Annotated in this window: 14 protein-coding genes and 1 pseudogene; 6 read left to right on the forward strand and 9 right to left on the reverse strand. The window is 66.7% G+C overall.

Going from position 1 to position 16452, the window contains the following annotated elements; genetic code table 11:
- From LE190_RS13320 to LE190_RS13335, 4 genes and pseudogenes are all read left to right on the forward strand, one after another.
- Positions 1–234 (forward strand): annotated as a pseudogene (locus LE190_RS13320) (IS110 family transposase); the annotation flags it as partial.
- A gap of 444 nt (positions 235–678) precedes the next feature.
- Positions 679–2409, forward strand: a complete 1731-nt coding sequence (locus LE190_RS13325) for a methyl-accepting chemotaxis protein (RefSeq protein ID WP_307734705.1) — start codon at positions 679–681, stop codon at positions 2407–2409.
- A gap of 119 nt (positions 2410–2528) precedes the next feature.
- Complete coding sequence (locus LE190_RS13330; RefSeq protein ID WP_225239163.1) at positions 2529–2846, forward strand: Dabb family protein; 318 nt, start codon at positions 2529–2531, stop codon at positions 2844–2846.
- Positions 2843–3394: a hypothetical protein gene (locus LE190_RS13335; RefSeq protein WP_225239164.1), complete on the forward strand. Its 552-nt coding sequence runs from the start codon at positions 2843–2845 to the stop codon at positions 3392–3394. The genes LE190_RS13330 and LE190_RS13335 overlap by 4 nt, the downstream gene beginning before the upstream one ends.
- Here the strand turns inward: LE190_RS13335 and LE190_RS13340 are convergent.
- The 4 genes from LE190_RS13340 to LE190_RS13355 all read right to left on the reverse strand — a co-directional run bounded on the left by LE190_RS13340 (position 3345) and on the right by LE190_RS13355 (position 9430).
- Positions 3345–4574: a serine hydrolase domain-containing protein gene (locus LE190_RS13340; RefSeq protein WP_225239165.1), complete on the reverse strand. Its 1230-nt coding sequence runs from the start codon at positions 4572–4574 to the stop codon at positions 3345–3347. The genes LE190_RS13335 and LE190_RS13340 overlap by 50 nt on opposite strands.
- Positions 4575–4696: 122 nt before the next feature.
- Positions 4697–4903 (reverse strand): addiction module protein, encoded by a 207-nt coding sequence (locus LE190_RS13345; protein WP_225239166.1) that lies wholly within the window; start codon positions 4901–4903, stop codon positions 4697–4699.
- 41 nt (positions 4904–4944) lie between these two features.
- Positions 4945–8535, reverse strand: coding sequence for an ABC transporter permease/M1 family aminopeptidase (locus LE190_RS13350; protein ID WP_225239167.1), 3591 nt, complete (start codon positions 8533–8535; stop codon positions 4945–4947).
- A gap of 1 nt (position 8536) precedes the next feature.
- Entirely contained in the window at positions 8537–9430 is an 894-nt protein-coding gene (locus tag LE190_RS13355) for an ABC transporter ATP-binding protein (RefSeq protein WP_225239168.1), read from the reverse strand.
- A 206-nt stretch (positions 9431–9636) separates the two neighbouring features.
- Here LE190_RS13355 and LE190_RS13360 point away from each other — a divergent pair, with 206 nt between their 5' ends.
- Together LE190_RS13360 and coq7 are read left to right on the forward strand one after the other, a co-directional pair.
- Positions 9637–10068: a hypothetical protein gene (locus LE190_RS13360; protein WP_225239169.1), complete on the forward strand. Its 432-nt coding sequence runs from the start codon at positions 9637–9639 to the stop codon at positions 10066–10068.
- A 52-nt stretch (positions 10069–10120) separates the two neighbouring features.
- The gene (gene coq7 / locus LE190_RS13365; protein ID WP_225239170.1) at positions 10121–10765 is read left to right on the forward strand and encodes a 2-polyprenyl-3-methyl-6-methoxy-1,4-benzoquinone monooxygenase; all 645 of its coding nucleotides are present in this window, start codon (positions 10121–10123) and stop codon (positions 10763–10765) included.
- A gap of 8 nt (positions 10766–10773) precedes the next feature.
- Here coq7 and LE190_RS21925 read toward each other — a convergent pair whose 3' ends face one another.
- From LE190_RS21925 to LE190_RS13390, 5 genes are all read right to left on the reverse strand, one after another.
- Entirely contained in the window at positions 10774–12294 is a 1521-nt protein-coding gene (locus LE190_RS21925; RefSeq protein WP_225239171.1) for a S41 family peptidase, read from the reverse strand.
- A gap of 126 nt (positions 12295–12420) precedes the next feature.
- Positions 12421–12843, reverse strand: a complete 423-nt coding sequence (locus LE190_RS13375) for an OsmC family protein (protein WP_225239172.1) — start codon at positions 12841–12843, stop codon at positions 12421–12423.
- 104 nt (positions 12844–12947) lie between these two features.
- Positions 12948–14132 (reverse strand): ABC transporter permease, encoded by a 1185-nt coding sequence (locus tag LE190_RS13380; protein ID WP_225239173.1) that lies wholly within the window; start codon positions 14130–14132, stop codon positions 12948–12950.
- Positions 14129–14860 carry an ABC transporter ATP-binding protein gene (locus LE190_RS13385; RefSeq protein ID WP_224946251.1) on the reverse strand — a complete coding sequence of 244 codons (732 nt, stop codon included), beginning with the start codon at positions 14858–14860 and terminating at the stop codon, positions 14129–14131. The genes LE190_RS13380 and LE190_RS13385 overlap by 4 nt, the downstream gene beginning before the upstream one ends.
- A gap of 10 nt (positions 14861–14870) precedes the next feature.
- A complete protein-coding gene (locus LE190_RS13390; protein ID WP_225239174.1) occupies positions 14871–16304 on the reverse strand; it encodes an alpha/beta hydrolase in 1434 nt (477 codons plus the stop codon).
- Between the last annotated feature and the right edge of the window lie 148 nt (positions 16305–16452).

Genomic DNA, 16452 nt, shown 5'->3' on the forward strand with positions numbered 1-16452 from the left:
AGCAAGCGAGGCGACAAGCATATGCGCCGTTTGCTCGTGCAATGCGCCCGGGCGTACATGCAGCGGCTGGATCGCCAGACCGACCACATGGCGCAGTGGGTACGATCCATGCTGACACGACGTCACTCGAACGTCGTTGCTTGCGCCTTGGCCAATAAATTGGCACGCACGGCCTGGGCAATTGCTGCGCACCATACGGAATTTAAACGACAAGAGGCCGTCATGGTGGCATGACAGCCTCTTGAGCTTGCTTACCAACACCTACCTGGTTTTGCGACTGCCGAAATCGGATGACGTGAACGGCACACCGGCCCGACGGATAACCTGACAAAAAAATCGGCTCATGTAGACCGAGGCGTTTTTTAGGTCCGTCAGGCGCGACTCTCATCGTGGCGCGGAGCAAGTCTCCAACTTAACGCCGGATAGATTTGAGCAAGCCAACTACATCATACGAAATCGGGGTTGTAAAAAGGAGGGTGACCATAGATTTTTTTGCACGGGGCCGTCCGCGTCAGCCATCTTGCATAGCGTCTGTCTCCATTTCCCACTACCACACAAATTTGCTTTTCATTAATCCAATGTTCCGGTAATAATCGAGCGAATGTTTCAAACCTGAAGTTTCTTTCCTGGTCGCCTGCTTGCAGGCATTACTCCAACAAGACAGACCTGCCTGAATCCATGAAGCTCTCTGACCTGAAAATCGCGACCCGCCTCTATCTCGGCTATGGCATCCTGGTCGGCGTCACCAGTATCGTGGTGGCCCTTGCCTACGGCAATTTCACCGCCCTGGTCGCCGCCAACGAGACCAACCTGCGCGACCATGCGACCCTGGCCGAAATCGACGCGGCCCTGCTGGCGCTGGTGAACATCGAGACCGGCCAGCGCGGCTTTGCGCTGACCGGCAAGGAGGCCTCGCTGGAACCCTACACCGCCGGCAAGACCGCCTTCCAGCGCCACCTTGCCAGGTCGCTCGAGCTGACCGCCGGCGACGAGGCGCAGCGCGGCCGCCTGCAGCAGCTGGCCCGGCACCAGCGTGACTGGCTGGCGCAGGTGGTCGATCCTGCCATTGCGCTGCGCCGCGGCGCCGGCGATGCCGACCTGGCGGCCGTGGTCGGGGCCGAACAGGAAGGCAAGGGCAAGGCCGGCATGGATGCCATGCGTGCCGTGATCGCCCAGCTGAAGGCGGACGAAGCGGCCGAGCTGGCCGAACAGGCGGCCGAGATCGCATCCCTGCAGTCGGCCATGCGCCGCACCCTGGTCGGCGGCGGCCTGGTCGGCGCCATCCTGGCGGTATTCATGGCCTACCAGCTGGGCCGCAACATCAGCGTGCCGCTGCGCCGTGCGGTCCAGCTGGCGCGCAAGGTGGCGCAGGGCGACCTGAGCACCGAAGTCAAGGTGCGTACCAATGACGAGGCGGGCGAGCTGATGGCTGCGCTGAAGGACATGAATACCTCGCTGGGATCGATCGTGGCCCAGGTGCGCGCCGGTACCGGCACCATCGCCAGCGCGGCCGGCGAGATCTCGGCCGGCAACCAGGACCTGTCGAGCCGCACCGAACAGCAGGCCAGCACGCTGGAAGAGACCGCCTCATCGATGGAAGAGCTGACCTCGACCGTCAAGCAGAACGCCGACAATGCGCGCCAGGCCAACCAGCTGGCCGCCAGCGCCGCCGACACCGCGGCGCGCGGCGGCGAAGTGGTGGCCGAGGTGGTGGTAACGATGGGCTCGATCAACGAGGCGTCGCGCAAGATCGCCGACATCATCAGCGTCATCGACGGCATCGCCTTCCAGACCAATATCCTGGCCTTGAACGCGGCCGTGGAAGCGGCGCGCGCCGGCGAGCAGGGACGCGGCTTCGCAGTCGTGGCGGGCGAGGTGCGCAACCTGGCGCAGCGCTCGGCCGCGGCGGCGCGCGAGATCAAGGACCTGATCGGCGACTCGGTATCGCGGGTCGAGACCGGCTCGCGCCTGGTGGACCAGGCCGGCCGCACGATGGACGAAGTGGTGTCGAGCGTGAAGCGGGTCTCGGACATCATCGGCGAGATCGCGGCCGCCAGCGACGAGCAGCGCGAAGGCATCGAGCAGGTGAACCATGCGATCGTGCAGATGGACCACGTGACCCAGCAGAACGCGGCCCTGGTCGAGCAGGCCGCGGCGGCGGCGATCGCGATGCGCGAACAGGCGGATGGGCTGGCGCAGCTGGTCGACACCTTCCGCCTGGCCGAGGGCGCACCGGCCCAGGCGCCAGTCCAGGCCCTGCCGCGCAAGCCGGCGCGTGCGGCGCTGGCAAGCGGCGGCCAGCCGGCGCGCGTGGCCCGTGCCGGGAGCGCCCGGGGTGCAGCCAAGCCCGCCGGGGCGGCCGAGGCGGCCAGGGCGGACGAGGCAGCCGAGGCAGACGCGGCCCACTGAGGTTCACCCGGGCCGGCGCTGGCGGGCGCACCGCGGCGGCGCGTCCGTGTAGCATCGAGGCCGGTTGCCATGGCGCTGGAACGGCCACGCGACCAGACCCACGCGAAAGGAGAAGCCCGATGCCACCCAATGCCTTCCTGCGCCACGTGGTGCTGTTCGCATTCAAGGCCGAAGCCGGCCAGGATGCGATCGATACCGTCGTCGCCGATTTCGCGCGGCTGCCCGCCGCGATTTCCGATATTGCCGCCTATGAGTGGGGTACCAACGTCAGCCCCGAAGGCCTGAACGATGGATTCACCCATTGTTTTACCCTGAGTTTCACCAGCGAGGCCGGACGCGACGCCTACCTGGCGCATCCCGCGCACCAGGACTTCGTCGCCACGCTGGGCGCCTGCCTGGCGCGCTCACTGGTGCTCGACTACTGGACGCGCGCATGAAGCCTGCGCTGTCGGGGCTGGCACTGGCGCTGGCGCTGGCAAGGGCATGGTCGTTGCCGGTCATGGCCGGCGAGACGATGCCGGCCCACCTGACCGGTGTCTGGGGCACGGCCGAATCGCTGGACGCCGGCACCACCGCGCAAGCCGAGCTCTATCTGGAGGCGGACGGTTTCGGCCTGCTGATCGGTTCCTCGCCACCGGGCGTCTTCACGGCGGGACCGGACAAGGGCAAGCCGGTGGGGCGGATCACGATGGGCCTGCCGTTCCGCGCGCGGCTGGAAGAGGGTACGCTGGTGGTGCTGCCTTTCAATCCGGGCAATCCGGACGACACGGGGCCGACGACGCGCTGCCGCTACCAGGCCGTGGACGCGGTCCTGCATTGCACCACGTCCGGCCACGGCACCCTGCTCCTGAAGCAGCGCAGCGCGCCGATCGACGCGAAAATGGCCGGCATCATCGACGAGATGCGGATCGCGCTGCGCGCCCATGCGGGCAAGGCTAGCGCACTTCGCCCCGCACCTGCCCCAGTGTCTGCCAGACTTCCCTGAACCTGCGCACCAGCTTCGGATCGTCCTCTTCGCCGGGGCCGCTGAATTCGGTGTTCGTGATCAAAAGGCGTCCGGTGCCGCTGGTCGGATCGATGAACATGAAGGCGGTCACGCCCGGATCGCTGCCGGTATGCCCGACCTGGCCATTGCGCCGGATGCGCCAGAACACCCCGCTGTTCGGCTCCCCGGCCGGACTGCCGGCGGGCAGGGCGTCGGGCGCGAACTGCGGGTCGAACAGCAGCGTGAAACCGGCCTTGCTCAGCACCCCCTCGCCACCCTTGTAACCCTTCACCATCGCCATCAGGAAGCGCGCCAGGTCGGCGGCGGACGTGGTCAGGCCGCCATCCGGATAGGTGATCAGCGCATACGGTGGATAGGGCTGGTGGCGGCGATTGTAGGCCAGGGCCTGGCGTCCGGCATGCGCCGGCTCGGCGCGCCAGGAGGTGGCGCGCATCTGCAGCGGTGCGAAGATCGTGCGCCGCGTGAACGCGTCGAAGCGCTCGCCGCTCCTGAGCTCCACCAGGTAGGCCGCCAGGGCGGAGCCGATGTTCGAATAGTGGTAGGCGCTGCCGGGAGCAGGCTTCGCGAAATTGCCCGGCTTGTAGTGGCGTCCGCCCACGGCCAGGTAGTCCTTCAGGAAGGCGCCCAGGCCCGGGTCGGCGCGGCCCGGTACGGTGAATGTGCGCGCGAATTGCTCCCGCAGCGGACTCGTTTGGCCGGAGCCGGGCAGCACGATATAGGAGTGGCCGTACACCTCGTCGTCATCCAGGATGCTTGAGGTGTGCGTCACCAGGTGGCGCACCGTGATCGGCAGGCCGGTATGCGGATGCCGCACCTTGAACGGCAGGATGCTGTCGATCTCGGTGTCCAGGCCGAAGTAGCCCAGTTCGATCGCCTTGACCAGCGCCACCCCGATCACGGTCTTGCTGACCGAGCCGACGTTCTGCACGGTGTCCACCGTATACGGGCGCCGGGCCTGCAGGTCGGCGTAGCCGAAGCCGCGCTGGTAGAGCACGTCCCTGTCCGACACCACGGCCACCGCGAAGCCGGGCAGCCTTGATGCCTGCTGCAGGTTGGCCAGGCGGGCATCCACGCAGGCATGGGCGGCATGGGCGGGCGGCGCCGCCTGGGCGCACAGCGCGGCCATCGAGAGGGAGAGCAGGGCGAACAGTCGTTTCATCGGCAGGATCCTTCGCCGCAAGCGGCTGGAAATGCAAAAACCGCGGCCAGGCCGCGGTTTCCGGGAACCCGCCCATCCGGAGGCGGAGCAGAGCAGAGCAGGAGCAGAGACGGAGCAGGCGCTCAGTCCTGCCATTCCTGCAGTGCGCGCAGGGCGGCTTCGCCGCTGCGGATCGCCTTTACCCGGCGCACCACCTCGTCGCGCCAGGCCTGATCGGCATCCTCGTCCGCGACATCGGTGTCCTGGAGGAGCATCCGAAGCAGCGCGTGTTGTTCATCCGCGCTGAGCAGCTTGATCTTCTCTGCGATCTCGGCAACCAGGTTCGACATGATTCACCTCTGGGAAATATTTGGTAATAGTAACTACTGTTTCAGCGCTTGTCGACGGCGACCATGTTATCTGTTGGTTTTCGATCGATCAGCTTGTTGTCGGGATCGATCCCGGCGCGTGCGGGACGCGCGCCGACCACCAGCGTGACGTTCTGCTCGGCCCGGTCGACCAGGCGCCGCTCGCGTACCAGCGGATTGCCGTTGCGGTCGTCGACGCCGAATTCGATGTAGTCCTTCAGCGGCGCCGCTTTCTCGTCACCCAGCTCGCCGGCACGCACCTTGCCGGCATGGGCCTTGATGGTGACCTCGTACTTGCCGTCCGGACGCTGGCGCGCGCTGGCGCTGTCGGCGCGGTTCTCGTACAGGACGATGTGCTCGAACAGGTCGTCGATCAGGTAGGCCTTGTCGGGCGGCGTCACGGCGCGCAGCGCGTCCACCAGGGCCAGTACGGTGGGGTAGGGCGCGCCCTTGAACGCATGCTGCTGCAGGAGGCTGCGCAGGACACCGTTGACCGTGTCCTCGCCCAGCAGGTCGGCCAGCAGGTAGAGCGCCAGGCTGCCCTTGCGGTAATGGACGTAGTCCTGGTTCTCGTTCTGGGCCAGCGGCAGTTCTTTGCGGCGCTCGGTGGCACGGCCCATCAGGTAGGCGTCCAGGTTGTAGCGCAGGAAGCGGCGCATCTTGTCGCCGCCCACGGCGCGCTTCATCACCATCAGGGCCGTGTACTCCGACAGGCTCTCCGACAGCACGGTCGCGCCGCGCGCGTTGGCGCCCACCAGCTGGTGGCCCCACCACTGGTGCGCCACTTCGTGCGCGCTCACGTAGAACGGATAGTCGATGTCCTTGGGCGAATCGGCATCGATGCGGGCGATGAAGCCCATGCTTTCCGAGAGCGGGATGGTGCCCGGGAAGGCTTGTCCGTAGTGGCCGTAGCGCGGGAATTCGACGATGCGCAGTTCGCGGAACTGGTAGGGACCGAAGCGGCGCGACGCGTAATCCAGGCCGGCCTGGGCGCCGCGGATCATGCGCTCCACGTTGTAGCCGTGGCCCGGGTGGTAGTACACGTCGATGGTCACGTCCTGCCAGCGGTCGTGCCGCACCTCGTAGCGCGCCGACTGGACCGCGTAGAAGTTCAGGATCGGCTTGTCCATCCGATAGTGGAAGTAGCGCCGCCCCTTGTCCATCCATTCCTTCTCCAGCGTGCCGGGCGCGATCGCGACCTGGTCCGGGCTGGTGGAAACCACCGCGTCGAAGCCGATCCAGTCGGCGTCCACGCCGAGGCCGTTGTTGGCGCGCGCGGCCGGGTCGTCGCGCGCGGGCATCGGGTCCTTGGGCGGCAGGCCGCGCCGCTTGCGGTCGCGGTCGTCCGTCAGTTCCACCGCGTTCTGGTAGCCGATGCGTGGCAGCACCTCGTTGGTGAAGAAGCTGCCATTGCCGACCACCGGGGTATCCTGGCCCAGGCCCAGCAGGCCGCCCGGCTGGTAGCTGACGCGAAAGTCGAAGCTGATGCGCCCTCCGGGTGGCAGCGGCCGCGCCAGGCGGTAGTGATAGAAGCCGCGCTCGGGATCGGCCAGGCGCAGCTGGGCCGGGGCCGAGAAGCTGGCCTCGAACCGGGCGCCGCGCTGCTGATACAGGATCACGTCCGACAGTGGCTGGCCGCTGCGGTTCTCGAGCAAGTAACTGCCCTGCACGGCCATGCTGCGCTCCTCGGGGCGCAGGTCGGCCTGCAGCCGCACGTCGGCGATGCGCGGCTGCGCCAGGCGGGAGTAGCGGTGGTAGCGCAGCTCGTACTCGGCGCGGTCGCGTTCCTGGTGGGCCGTGGTGCGGTAGCCGCCGGCATGCAGCTCGTAGGCCAGCAGGACGCCGGTGCCGGCGAACACCAGCAGCCCGGCGCCGAAGCCGGCCAGTACCGGCAGCGAGAGGTTGCGGCGCGCCAGGCGCAGGCGCTCGCGCCAGCCGCTGTCGACGCCGCGCGTCCACAGCACGCGCGCCACCACCATCAGCATCAGGGCCATGCCGCCCCAGTACAGCTGGAACAGGTGCTCGCGCAGCAGGTAATGGCCGAAACCGTTCATCGCCGAATAGGTGAAGGTCGGGGTGCTGCCGTACACCAGCATCGGGTGGTCATAGCCGTAGCCCTGGGCGGTACCGAGCGCCAGGTAGACCGTAATCAGGATGAAGTAGGCCAGGTAGCGGTTGTTGACGATGACCTGCACCGCCACCGCCGCCACCGCCAGCAGCGCGTACTGCGGCAGCAGCACCGTGAACAGGTAGCGCAGGTAGAGGCCCGGCTCGAGGCCGAAGTAGCCCTTGAACAGCTGGATCAGCATGCCGACCGCCATCGCCATCAGCAGCAGCAGGGCCTGCAGGCCGATTAGGGCCAGGGTCTTGCCGACCAGCGGCAGCCAGCTCGGCGCCGGCATCGCATCGAGCATCTGCGACATGCGCGCCTCGCGCTCGCGCCACACCATCTCGCCGGCGAACAGGGTGGTCACCACCAGCATGTAGAGCTGGAACACGTCGCGTATCAGTTCCACCACCATGTAGGTGACCGGATAGGTCGTGGTGCCGTAGATCGAACCGAGGTCGAGCGAGCTGGCGGCCAGGATAAGCGCGCCGGCCACGGTCAGCGCCAGGAAGTACACGTTCTTGCTCGATTCGCGCAGGTTGTACAGCACCGATTTGCCGAGCAGGATGGCCAGGCTGCGCTGCTGGAAGTCGGGCGCCTCGCGGGTATCGACCGCGGTGCCCGACAGCGGCGGCGCCAGCGCATCCGTCACCTCGGCCAGCTGCGCGCCCTTGCGGTGGCGCGGGTCGATGCTGCCCACCGTATGGAAGCGCCAGTAGCCGAGCACCAGCACCAGCAGGCCGAAGCCGGCCCAGATCGCGCGGTTCACCAGGTACACGCCCTCGAGCGTGACGGGGCGCATGTTGCGCTCGGCGATGGGCCAGTATTCGGTGAGGCGGATCAGGGCCGTGGTGCCGAACGGGTCGATCAGGGCGGCCAGGGTCTTGTAGTCGAGGTCGCGCGCCAACGAGGGCGCGACGATGTAGCCGATCATCATGACGATGCTGGCCACGTAGACCGGCAGCATGCGGCGCGACAGCGCGGCCAGCACGAAGAACAGCGAGCCGAAGATGAAGGTGTTGGGCAGCAGCGTGAACACGTAGGGCAGCAGGTAGCTCGCCACCAGGTTCGGGCCCAGGCGGTCGGGTTCGATGCCGGGGATGAAGCTGCCCAACCAGGCGCCCAGCACGATGCTGGACAGGATCACGGCCAGCGTGGCGAAGGCGCCGATGAAGCGTCCCAGCACGTAGTCCGCCTTGCGGATCGGCGCGCTGAAGAAGAAGTGCTGCATCTCGTATTCGAAGTCCTGCTGCACCGAGCGGCCCATCACGGCCGCCACCACGATCACCCCGAAGCAGCCGAGGAAGGATGCGGTCAGCGCGATCTGGCGCGGCGCGTTGATCAGGACCCGTCCGCCGAAGGTGACCAGCGCATCCTTGAAGGCGCCGCCCGCGGCTGCCATCCACAGCATCGCCAGCGCCAGGAACATGCCGAAATAGATCCAGGTCGACAGCAGCTTGAGGCGCTGGCGCGCCTCGAAGCGGGCGATGGCGAACAGCGGCGCCATGCTAGCAGTCTCCGGCGGCGGCGTTGAAACGGCCTGCGATGGTGGCGAAGTAGACGTCTTCCAGGCTGGCGCGGGCCGGCTCGAAGCCGTCGCCCGGGTCGCTCTCGCTGTAGACGTGGATCAGGGTGCGCCCGGTGAGCAGGCGGGTGGAAATCACCTGATGGCGCTTCTGGAACATGGGCAGTTCCTGCTTGGTCACGATGCGCGCCCAGATGTAGTCTTCGATCTCGTAGGTCAGTTCCTGCGGATCGCCGCACAGCAGTACATGGCCCTTGTGGATGATCGCCATGTTGGCGCACAGGTCGGCCACGTCGGACACGATGTGGGTCGACAGGATCACGGTCTTGTCTTCGCCGATGTCCGACAGCAGGTTATGGAAGCGCACCCGCTCCTGCGGGTCGAGGCCGGCAGTGGGTTCGTCGACGATGATCAGGCGCGGGTCGCCCAGCAGGGCCTGGGCGATGCCGAAGCGCTGGCGCATGCCGCCCGAAAAGCCGCCCAGGCGCTGGTTGCGCACCTCCCACAGGTTCACCTGCTGGAGCAGGCCATCGACCACCTCGCGCCGCCGGCCCTTGTGCGATAGGCCCTTGAGCTGGGCGAAATGGTCGAGCAGTTCGTAAGCGGTCACTTTCGGATAGACGCCGAAATCCTGGGGCAGGTAACCAAGCATGCGGCGCACCGCGTCCTTCTCGTCGAGGACGTCGATATCGTCCAGGAAGACCGAGCCGGAATCGCATTCCTGCAGCGTCGCCAGGATCCGCATCAGCGTCGATTTGCCGGCGCCGTTCGGACCGAGCAGGCCGAACATCCCCGCCGGGATGTTCAGCGTGACGCGGTCGAGCGCGACCACGCCATTGGCGTAGGTCTTCGACAAATTGCGGATTTTCAATTCCATGCCTTGCTCTCCTGGCTTGCCTGACGGCTTTTTCAACACTTGCATTGTATTAAATTGTCCGGCCGGTTGTGGTATCTCTGCGACGCACCGGCCCTTCCGTGGTCCAGACTGCATTATCGGATGACAGGATGCATGACGCCGCGCATGTTTAGTTTCTATAGATAAATACCGTACGCATTCCCGATGGAAAAGTGGATAATGGGCGCATGAACAAGGCCATCCAGGACAAGCTGCTGGCGCTGATGCGCGAAGGCCGCGACCGTGCCGAATCGACCGACTGGTTCCGGGTCGCGCTCGGCCTGTTCTACCTGGCGGCCCTGATGACCGACGAGACCATCGATTTCAGGAAGGTCGACCGCGCCTTCAACCGTTTCATCTATCACACACTGGGCCGCGGCCACACCATTACCAGCGTGCTGCAGTACATGAGCGGCGCGAAGGTGATGCCGACCGTCGAATCGGCGCGTTTCATGGACGCCTTCCAGCGCCATTGCCCGGAGGTGCCGGTGGCCTCGATTCCCTTCCTGCTCGAACTGAACCTGGGAGTGGCGAAGAACCTGTCCGGCCTGGCGCCGGCCGGCCCGCTGGCCGACTGGATCGCGCGCCGCAAGGGCGAGGCGCCGGCAGCAGGCGCCTGAGCCCGGGCGCTGGGCCTATAATGGCGTTTTCGCCATTCGCAACGACGACATCATGAGTGCATACCGTTCCAGTTCTTCCCTCGACCGCCTGATCACCGGTTTCGACAAGGCCCTGCGCGTGGTCGGCGGCGTCGCTTCCGCTTCCCGCGCCAACCCCGGCGCGCATGCCACCGATTGCGAGCTGAGCGACGACGAGCGCCGCCACAGCGCCGGCCTGATGCGCGTGAACCATGTCGGGGAAGTGTGCGCCCAGGCGCTGTACGATTCCCAGGCGCGCTTCGGCAAAAGCCCGGCGATCCGTGCCCAGTTTGAGAAATCGGCGCGCGAGGAAGAAGACCACCTGGCCTGGACGGCCGAGCGCCTGGCCGAACTGGGCTCGCAGCCGAGCCTGCTCAATCCGCTGTGGTATGCCGGTTCCTACGTGCTGGGCGGGATCGCCGCCAAGCTGGGCGACCCGCACAGCCTGGGCTTCGTGGTTGAGACCGAGCGCCAGGTCGAAGCCCACCTGAACCGCCACCTCGACACCCTGCCGCCGCAGGATGCGAAATCGCGCGCCATCGTCGAGCAGATGCGGGTGGACGAGATCGCGCACGGCGCCGCGGCCCAGGCGCTGGGCGCGGCCGAGACGCCGCTGCCGGTGCGCATCTTGATGACGGCGATGTCGAAGGTGATGACGACGACGGCATATCGCATCTGAACAAGGTTCTACTGCGCTGGTCCCTGGTTTTGGTCGCGCTCGATGAGCGCGAGCGCGGCGTCCAGCACCGTCGCCGGATCCTGGTGCATGAATTCGGGCGCAATGCGCAGGTCGGGTAGTACGCCGCGCACGGACCGGTCGCCGTTCGGCCTCACAAAATAGCCTTTTGGATAGGTGACGCTGATCCCCGAATGGGGCAGCGTGAAGCTCGCCGACGAGGCGTAGCTGGTCGGGACGTCCGCCGTTTCCTCGCCGATCACTTTGCCGAATCCGTAGTCCTGGATCATGGCCGCGACGCTGGTGGCATTCGAATAGCTGTGACGGTCAACCAGCACGTACACCTGTCCGGTAAAGCGCGGCTGGCGCACACTGGCCTTGGGCAACTCCACCCGCACGGTGTCGCCGTCCTTGCGCGCGGCGATCAGCCCGGCCATGCGCGTGACGATGCCGGTCTGATCCTGCTTATCCGCCAGCGAGCGCTCGAACTGTCGGCGCAATGCGGGGCTGGCCTTGATCGAGAAGTCGTCGCTGAAGCGGAAAGGACGATCGGCGAACCAGGCCACCATCAGGTCGCTGAAGGAATTGTCGCCGCCTGGATTGGCGCGCAAGTCGACGAGCACGCGTTGCGATCCGGCTTCCAGGATGCGGGCAAACGCCGCGTCGATGAACTCCCGGAAGCGACCGGTATCCATGGGGTTTTTGCCTTCCTCGAAGAACGGTCCCGGCCGAAGATAGGCAGTCCGCGCGTCGATCAGCTTCACATCGCGCGAGGCCAGCACCTCGGTCCACGCGGACTTGCGCGGTTCGACCTGCATGATCGGCAGGCCGCTGACGCGCGCGATGAATGGTATGCCCTGCGGGTCGAGGCCGCGCACTTCCATGTCGCGTATCTCACCCTTGATGAGCCACAGCCAGCGCGGGAAGTAGCGCTCAAGCTGGGCGTTCACCATATACGGACGCTCGGCGGATACAAAGCGCGACACCTCCGCCACCAGGGCGCTGGCGGGCGCGCCATCCAAGCCAAGCAATTCGGCGCCCGGTGCGATGCTGGTACCGGGCAGGTAGCTGTGGGTGACGAATACCCGCTCGCCTTCGACGCGGATATCAAAGGGGAGCACCGTGCCTCCCTGTTGAGCCGCGGCAATGTATTCCGACACCGGAAATTCGAGACGTGCGTGGCCGATGCGGCCGAACGCCACCAGCGGCTGCATGACGCGCACCAGGTCAAGCCTGGTCATGGGGTCGGTCAGGCTTGCACGGGCCGTGCGAAACGCGGCCCGGTACTGTTCACGTGAGCGGTACGCGTACAAGTCGTAATGGGCCGCTTCGAGCGTGTCGAACAGCGCGTCGAGATCAGCGCGTGCCTGCGCGACTGTCAGCCGCGACTGCGTTTGGGTATTGCTGGCGGCGGCTTGCGCATTGGCGGCCGGAGCGCCGGCGGTGGCCGGCAACGCAACGCAGGCCAGGATGGATGAGATGAGGAGTGGCCTGACGACGCGGAAGCAGGACATGCGGAAGATCCCGAACACGATGATTGCCGATCATAGCCCATTGATATGATGCTTGTCCGCTTGCTCTGGTCCCGTTTGCTGTGACACGCGTAAATAAAAATGCTGGATGCGCGCCCGAACCGCCGGCGCGCCAGCGCTTTTCGCTCAGACCTCGACGATCTCGACCGTGTGCGTGATCTCGGCGGTCTTGGCCAGCATGATCGAGGCCGAGCAGTACTTCTCGTGCGACAGGGTGACGGCGCGCTCGACGGCCGCCGGTTTCAGCTTGCGCCCGCTGACCGTGAAGTGGAAATTGATTTTGGTGAACACCTTGGGCTCGGTCTCGGCCCGTTCCGCCTGCAGCGTCACCTCGCAGCCGCGCACGTCCTCGCGTCCGCGCTTGAGGATCAGCACAACGTCGTAGGCAGTGCAGCCGCCGGTGCCGGCCAAAACCATCTCCATTGGGCGCGGCGCCAGATTGTGGCCGCCGCCTTCCGGCGCGCCGTCCATCGCCACCATGTGGCCGCTGCCGGTCTCGGCACGGAAACTCATGCCCGACGGGCCGTTCCAGCTGACTTTCACTTCCATTGATTGTTCTCCGCTGAAGATGCTGTGCGGGGCATTGTAAGGCAGAAGGGGGCGCCATGTTTGGCGCCCCCTTCGCTTTGCTGCCGGTGCCGTGTGCTGTGTGCCTACACTGCCAGCACGTAGCGTTCGCTCTTCATGCGCCAGCTGGCGAAGGCGATGATCAGGACGGCCGGGATGGCCGAGCACAGGAAGGTCAGCACGAAGGGCAGGGCGCCGATGCCGCCGGCCTTCGACATTTCCGTCACCAGGGTCTGGTTCGACAGCATCGGCACCAGGTACATCCACTGCGCGGTCTTGAGCTCCATGAACGACACCACCAGGCCCGGGATGATCGGCACCAGCAGCACGAAGCTGATCATGGTCTGCGCTTCCTTGAACGACTTGGAATTCATCGCCAGGGTCACGTGCAGCGCGCCGCCCAGCAGCGCCAGCGGCACCGTCACCGCGCACACCAGCAGCAGCTGGCCCCAGCCCAGGCTCCAGGTCATGCCCAGTTCCTCCAGCGGCAGCCAGCCCAGGATCAGGTGCGCCAGGATCAGTTCGAGCGTGACGCCGACGATGGCCAGGGTGCTGGCGGCGAGCCACTTGCCGCACACCAGTTCCCAGGTCCGGGCCGGCTGCGCCATCAGCACTTCCAGCGAGCGCCGTTCGCGTTCGCCGGCGGTGCTGTCGACCGCGGCCGACATGCTCAGCATGAAGGCCGGGAAGAACAGGATGCCGATGATGCTGCCGATCAGGACCGCCGAGCGCGAGGCATTGGTGCCGGTGTCGTAGCGCTGCACCAGGATCGGGGTCAGCGCCGCCGGCGACACGCCGTGCGCCAGCAGGCGGGCGTTGGCGACGTTGGCGCCGTAGGCTTCGAGCACGTCTTCCACGTCCTTGCGCTGGCGGTCGCGGTCCGAGGCCGAGTCGTACCAGATCTCGAGGCGCGCCGGGCGCATGGCCTGGTAGTTCTCGGTGAAGTCGTCTGGCAGGCGCAGCACGGCCGGCACCTTCTTGGAGCGCAGCAGTTCGCCGATGGCCTCTTCGTCCATCGGCGCGGTTTCCTTGGCCGTGATGTTCTTCTGGGCCAGCTGCGACATCAGGGTCGGCGCCCTGGCGCCGCCGATCACGGCCAGCTCGATGCCTTCGCGCTCGGTCTTGGTGCTCTTCGTGATCCCCTGGTGCAGCATGAAGCCGATCATCAGCGGGTAGAACAGGGTGAACATGGCGAGCATGCCAAGCGAGCGCTTGTCGCGCAGGGTCTCGCGCAGCTCTTTCCAGTAGATGACCCACATCTTGGTCTTCATGCGATTCCTTCCTCGGTGCCGACCAGGCTGACGAAGGCGTCTTCCAGGTTGGCGATGCCGGTGCGCCGGCACAGTTCTTCGGGCGAGCCCTGCGCCACCGTGTGGCCGCCGGCGATCACGATCACGTCCTCGCACAGGGCGGTGACTTCCTGCATCACGTGGGTCGCCATGATCACGCAGCAGCCGTCCGCGCGCAGCGAGTGCAGGGCGGTGCGCAGCGCGCGCGTGCTCATCACGTCCAGGCCGCGGCTCGGTTCATCGAGCAGCAGGTGGCGCGGGCGGTGCAGCAGGGTGCGCGCCAGCGCCACCTTGATGCGCTGGCCCTGCGAGAAGCCCTTGGTGCGGCGTTCCAGGATCTCTTCCATGCCCAGCAGCGCCGACACTTCCTCGATGCGCTGGTCGAGCGCGGCGCGCTTCATGCCGTTCAGCTCCCCGAAATAAACGAGGTATTCGCGCGTGCTGAGGCGCTCGTACAGCCCGAACTGGTCGGTGAGGAAGCCGATGTTGCGGCGCACCTCCATCGGGTCCTTTTCCGGATCGACGCCGTCGATCGAGATCGTGCCTTCGTCGCGCTTGAGCAGGCCGACCAGGGTGCGCAGCAGGGTGGTCTTGCCGGCGCCATTCGGGCCGAGCAGCGCGGTGATCTGGCCATCGCGCGCGGTGAAACTGACGCCGCCCAGCGCCTGGACGGCGCCGAACTTCTTGCGTACATCGTGAACTTCGATCATGGTCGTTGCCTTATGGTTGCGGGCCGGCGCTGCCGAGCTGGAAGGTCGGGGGCGGAATCTGTTTCAGGCAGCTGGCGTCCAGCTTGTCCTGTGGCTTGTCCAGGAAAGCGCGCAGCAGGCGTGGCGCACAGCCGAGCTGCGACACGCCGTGGCCGACGTTGTCCACCACCACGTGCTGGGCGCGGGCCATGTAGCTGGCGGCGCGTTCGGCGCGGCGCGGCGGGGTGACCGGATCGAGCGCGCCGGACAGCAGCAGGGCCGGGGCCTCGATCCGCGCTGGCTCCTTGTAGGGCACGGCGGGCACGTTCATCGACTTGCACAGGGCCGGCATCTTGTCGGCCAGGGTCTTGGTCAGCTTGCCGGCATCGGCCGCGAGGAGCTCGGGCGTCATGCGCGGCACGTCTTCGGCGCAGACGACCGCGAAATGCAGCAGCGTCGCGATATGGCCTTCGCCGCCGAAGTCGCCCGCCAGGTTCTGGCGCGCGACGAAGGGGCGCCAATGTCCCTGCGCGGCATTGTGGATCAGGAAGGGCAGGCGGCGCGCGTCGGCCGGCGAATACAGGATGCCGTGCACGGTGCCGAGGAAGCGGGCGGCGGTCATGGTGTACTCGGCCGGCTGCGCGGTGCGCGGATCGGGCAGCGACAGCTTCAGGGGCGCCGCTTCGAGCTTGGCCACCAGGCCGTCGAATTCGGTGCGCAGTTTGGGGAAGGCCTTGCTGCAGCCGGCATCCTGGGCGCACTGGGCGAACATCTTGTCGAGCGCGGCCTGGCCGTCGCGCGCGCCGGCCGGGATCACCTGGTCGGGCGCGGCCACGCCGTCCAGCACCAGCGAACGCACGCTGGACGGATACAGGCGCGCATAGGCCTGGCCGAGGCGGGTGCCGTAGGAGCCGCCGAACACGTTGACCGTGCGGTAGCCGAGCGCCTGGCGCACCAGTTCCAGGTCGCGCGCGGCGGCCTCGGTGGTATAGGCGCCGAACGGCACTTTCGCGGCCGCGATGCAGGCAAGCAGTTCCGCTTCCAGCTGGTCCTCGCTCATGCGCTCGTGTTCCGGCTTGCTCTTGCAGTCGAGCTTGCCCGAGCGGCCGGTGCCGCGCTGGTCGATGAACACGATGTCGCGGGTGGCGCGCACCCGGCTGAAGGCGGTGCCGAGCAGGGGCGCGACGTCGCTGCCGGCTTCGCCGGGGCCGCCGGCCAGCACGAACAGCGGGTCGCCGCGCACGCCCTGGCGATGCGCCGGTGCGATCGTGACGTGCAGCTTCAGCTTGGGGCCGGCCGGCTTGGCATGGTCGAGCGGCACGTCGATGCCGACGCAGCGCAGGGTCGCGGTGACGCCGGGCAGGTGGCAGTTGCGAACGGCGCTGGCACCGGCGGCAGGGGCGGCTCCGGCGGTGGAGGCTGCCAGCCAGAAGGCGGCAAGCGGGAGTAACGATCTTGTCTTCACACAATCTCCTCAAAGGACGCCTGCATAGTAGAGTGGCATCGTTTTGGCGGTCAACGAATTAGTTGCACACTCGCATGAATTTATGCGGAACGGGCGGGCAGGCCGAGGGAATGCGCGGCGGGCATGGCCGGGGCAGGAAAAATGCGAC

This window comes from Massilia hydrophila, from assembly GCF_020208145.1.
GTDB lineage: Bacteria > Pseudomonadota > Gammaproteobacteria > Burkholderiales > Burkholderiaceae_D > Telluria > Telluria hydrophila.

What these genes read in the sequence shown, in the direction of transcription:
- LE190_RS13325 (WP_307734705.1), top strand. Translation starts at nt 679, where the DNA reads ATGAAGCTCTCTGACCTGAAAATCGCGACCCGCCTCTATCTCGGCTAT.
- LE190_RS13330 (WP_225239163.1), top strand. Translation starts at nt 2,529, where the DNA reads ATGCCACCCAATGCCTTCCTGCGCCACGTGGTGCTGTTCGCATTCAAG.
- LE190_RS13335 (WP_225239164.1), top strand. Translation starts at nt 2,843, where the DNA reads ATGAAGCCTGCGCTGTCGGGGCTGGCACTGGCGCTGGCGCTGGCAAGG.
- LE190_RS13340 (WP_225239165.1), bottom strand. Translation starts at nt 4,574, where the DNA reads ATGAAACGACTGTTCGCCCTGCTCTCCCTCTCGATGGCCGCGCTGTGC.
- LE190_RS13345 (WP_225239166.1), bottom strand. Translation starts at nt 4,903, where the DNA reads ATGTCGAACCTGGTTGCCGAGATCGCAGAGAAGATCAAGCTGCTCAGC.
- LE190_RS13350 (WP_225239167.1), bottom strand. Translation starts at nt 8,535, where the DNA reads ATGGCGCCGCTGTTCGCCATCGCCCGCTTCGAGGCGCGCCAGCGCCTC.
- LE190_RS13355 (WP_225239168.1), bottom strand. Translation starts at nt 9,430, where the DNA reads ATGGAATTGAAAATCCGCAATTTGTCGAAGACCTACGCCAATGGCGTG.
- LE190_RS13360 (WP_225239169.1), top strand. Translation starts at nt 9,637, where the DNA reads ATGAACAAGGCCATCCAGGACAAGCTGCTGGCGCTGATGCGCGAAGGC.
- coq7 (WP_225239170.1), top strand. Translation starts at nt 10,121, where the DNA reads ATGAGTGCATACCGTTCCAGTTCTTCCCTCGACCGCCTGATCACCGGT.
- LE190_RS13375 (WP_225239172.1), bottom strand. Translation starts at nt 12,843, where the DNA reads ATGGAAGTGAAAGTCAGCTGGAACGGCCCGTCGGGCATGAGTTTCCGT.
- LE190_RS13380 (WP_225239173.1), bottom strand. Translation starts at nt 14,132, where the DNA reads ATGAAGACCAAGATGTGGGTCATCTACTGGAAAGAGCTGCGCGAGACC.
- LE190_RS13385 (WP_224946251.1), bottom strand. Translation starts at nt 14,860, where the DNA reads ATGATCGAAGTTCACGATGTACGCAAGAAGTTCGGCGCCGTCCAGGCG.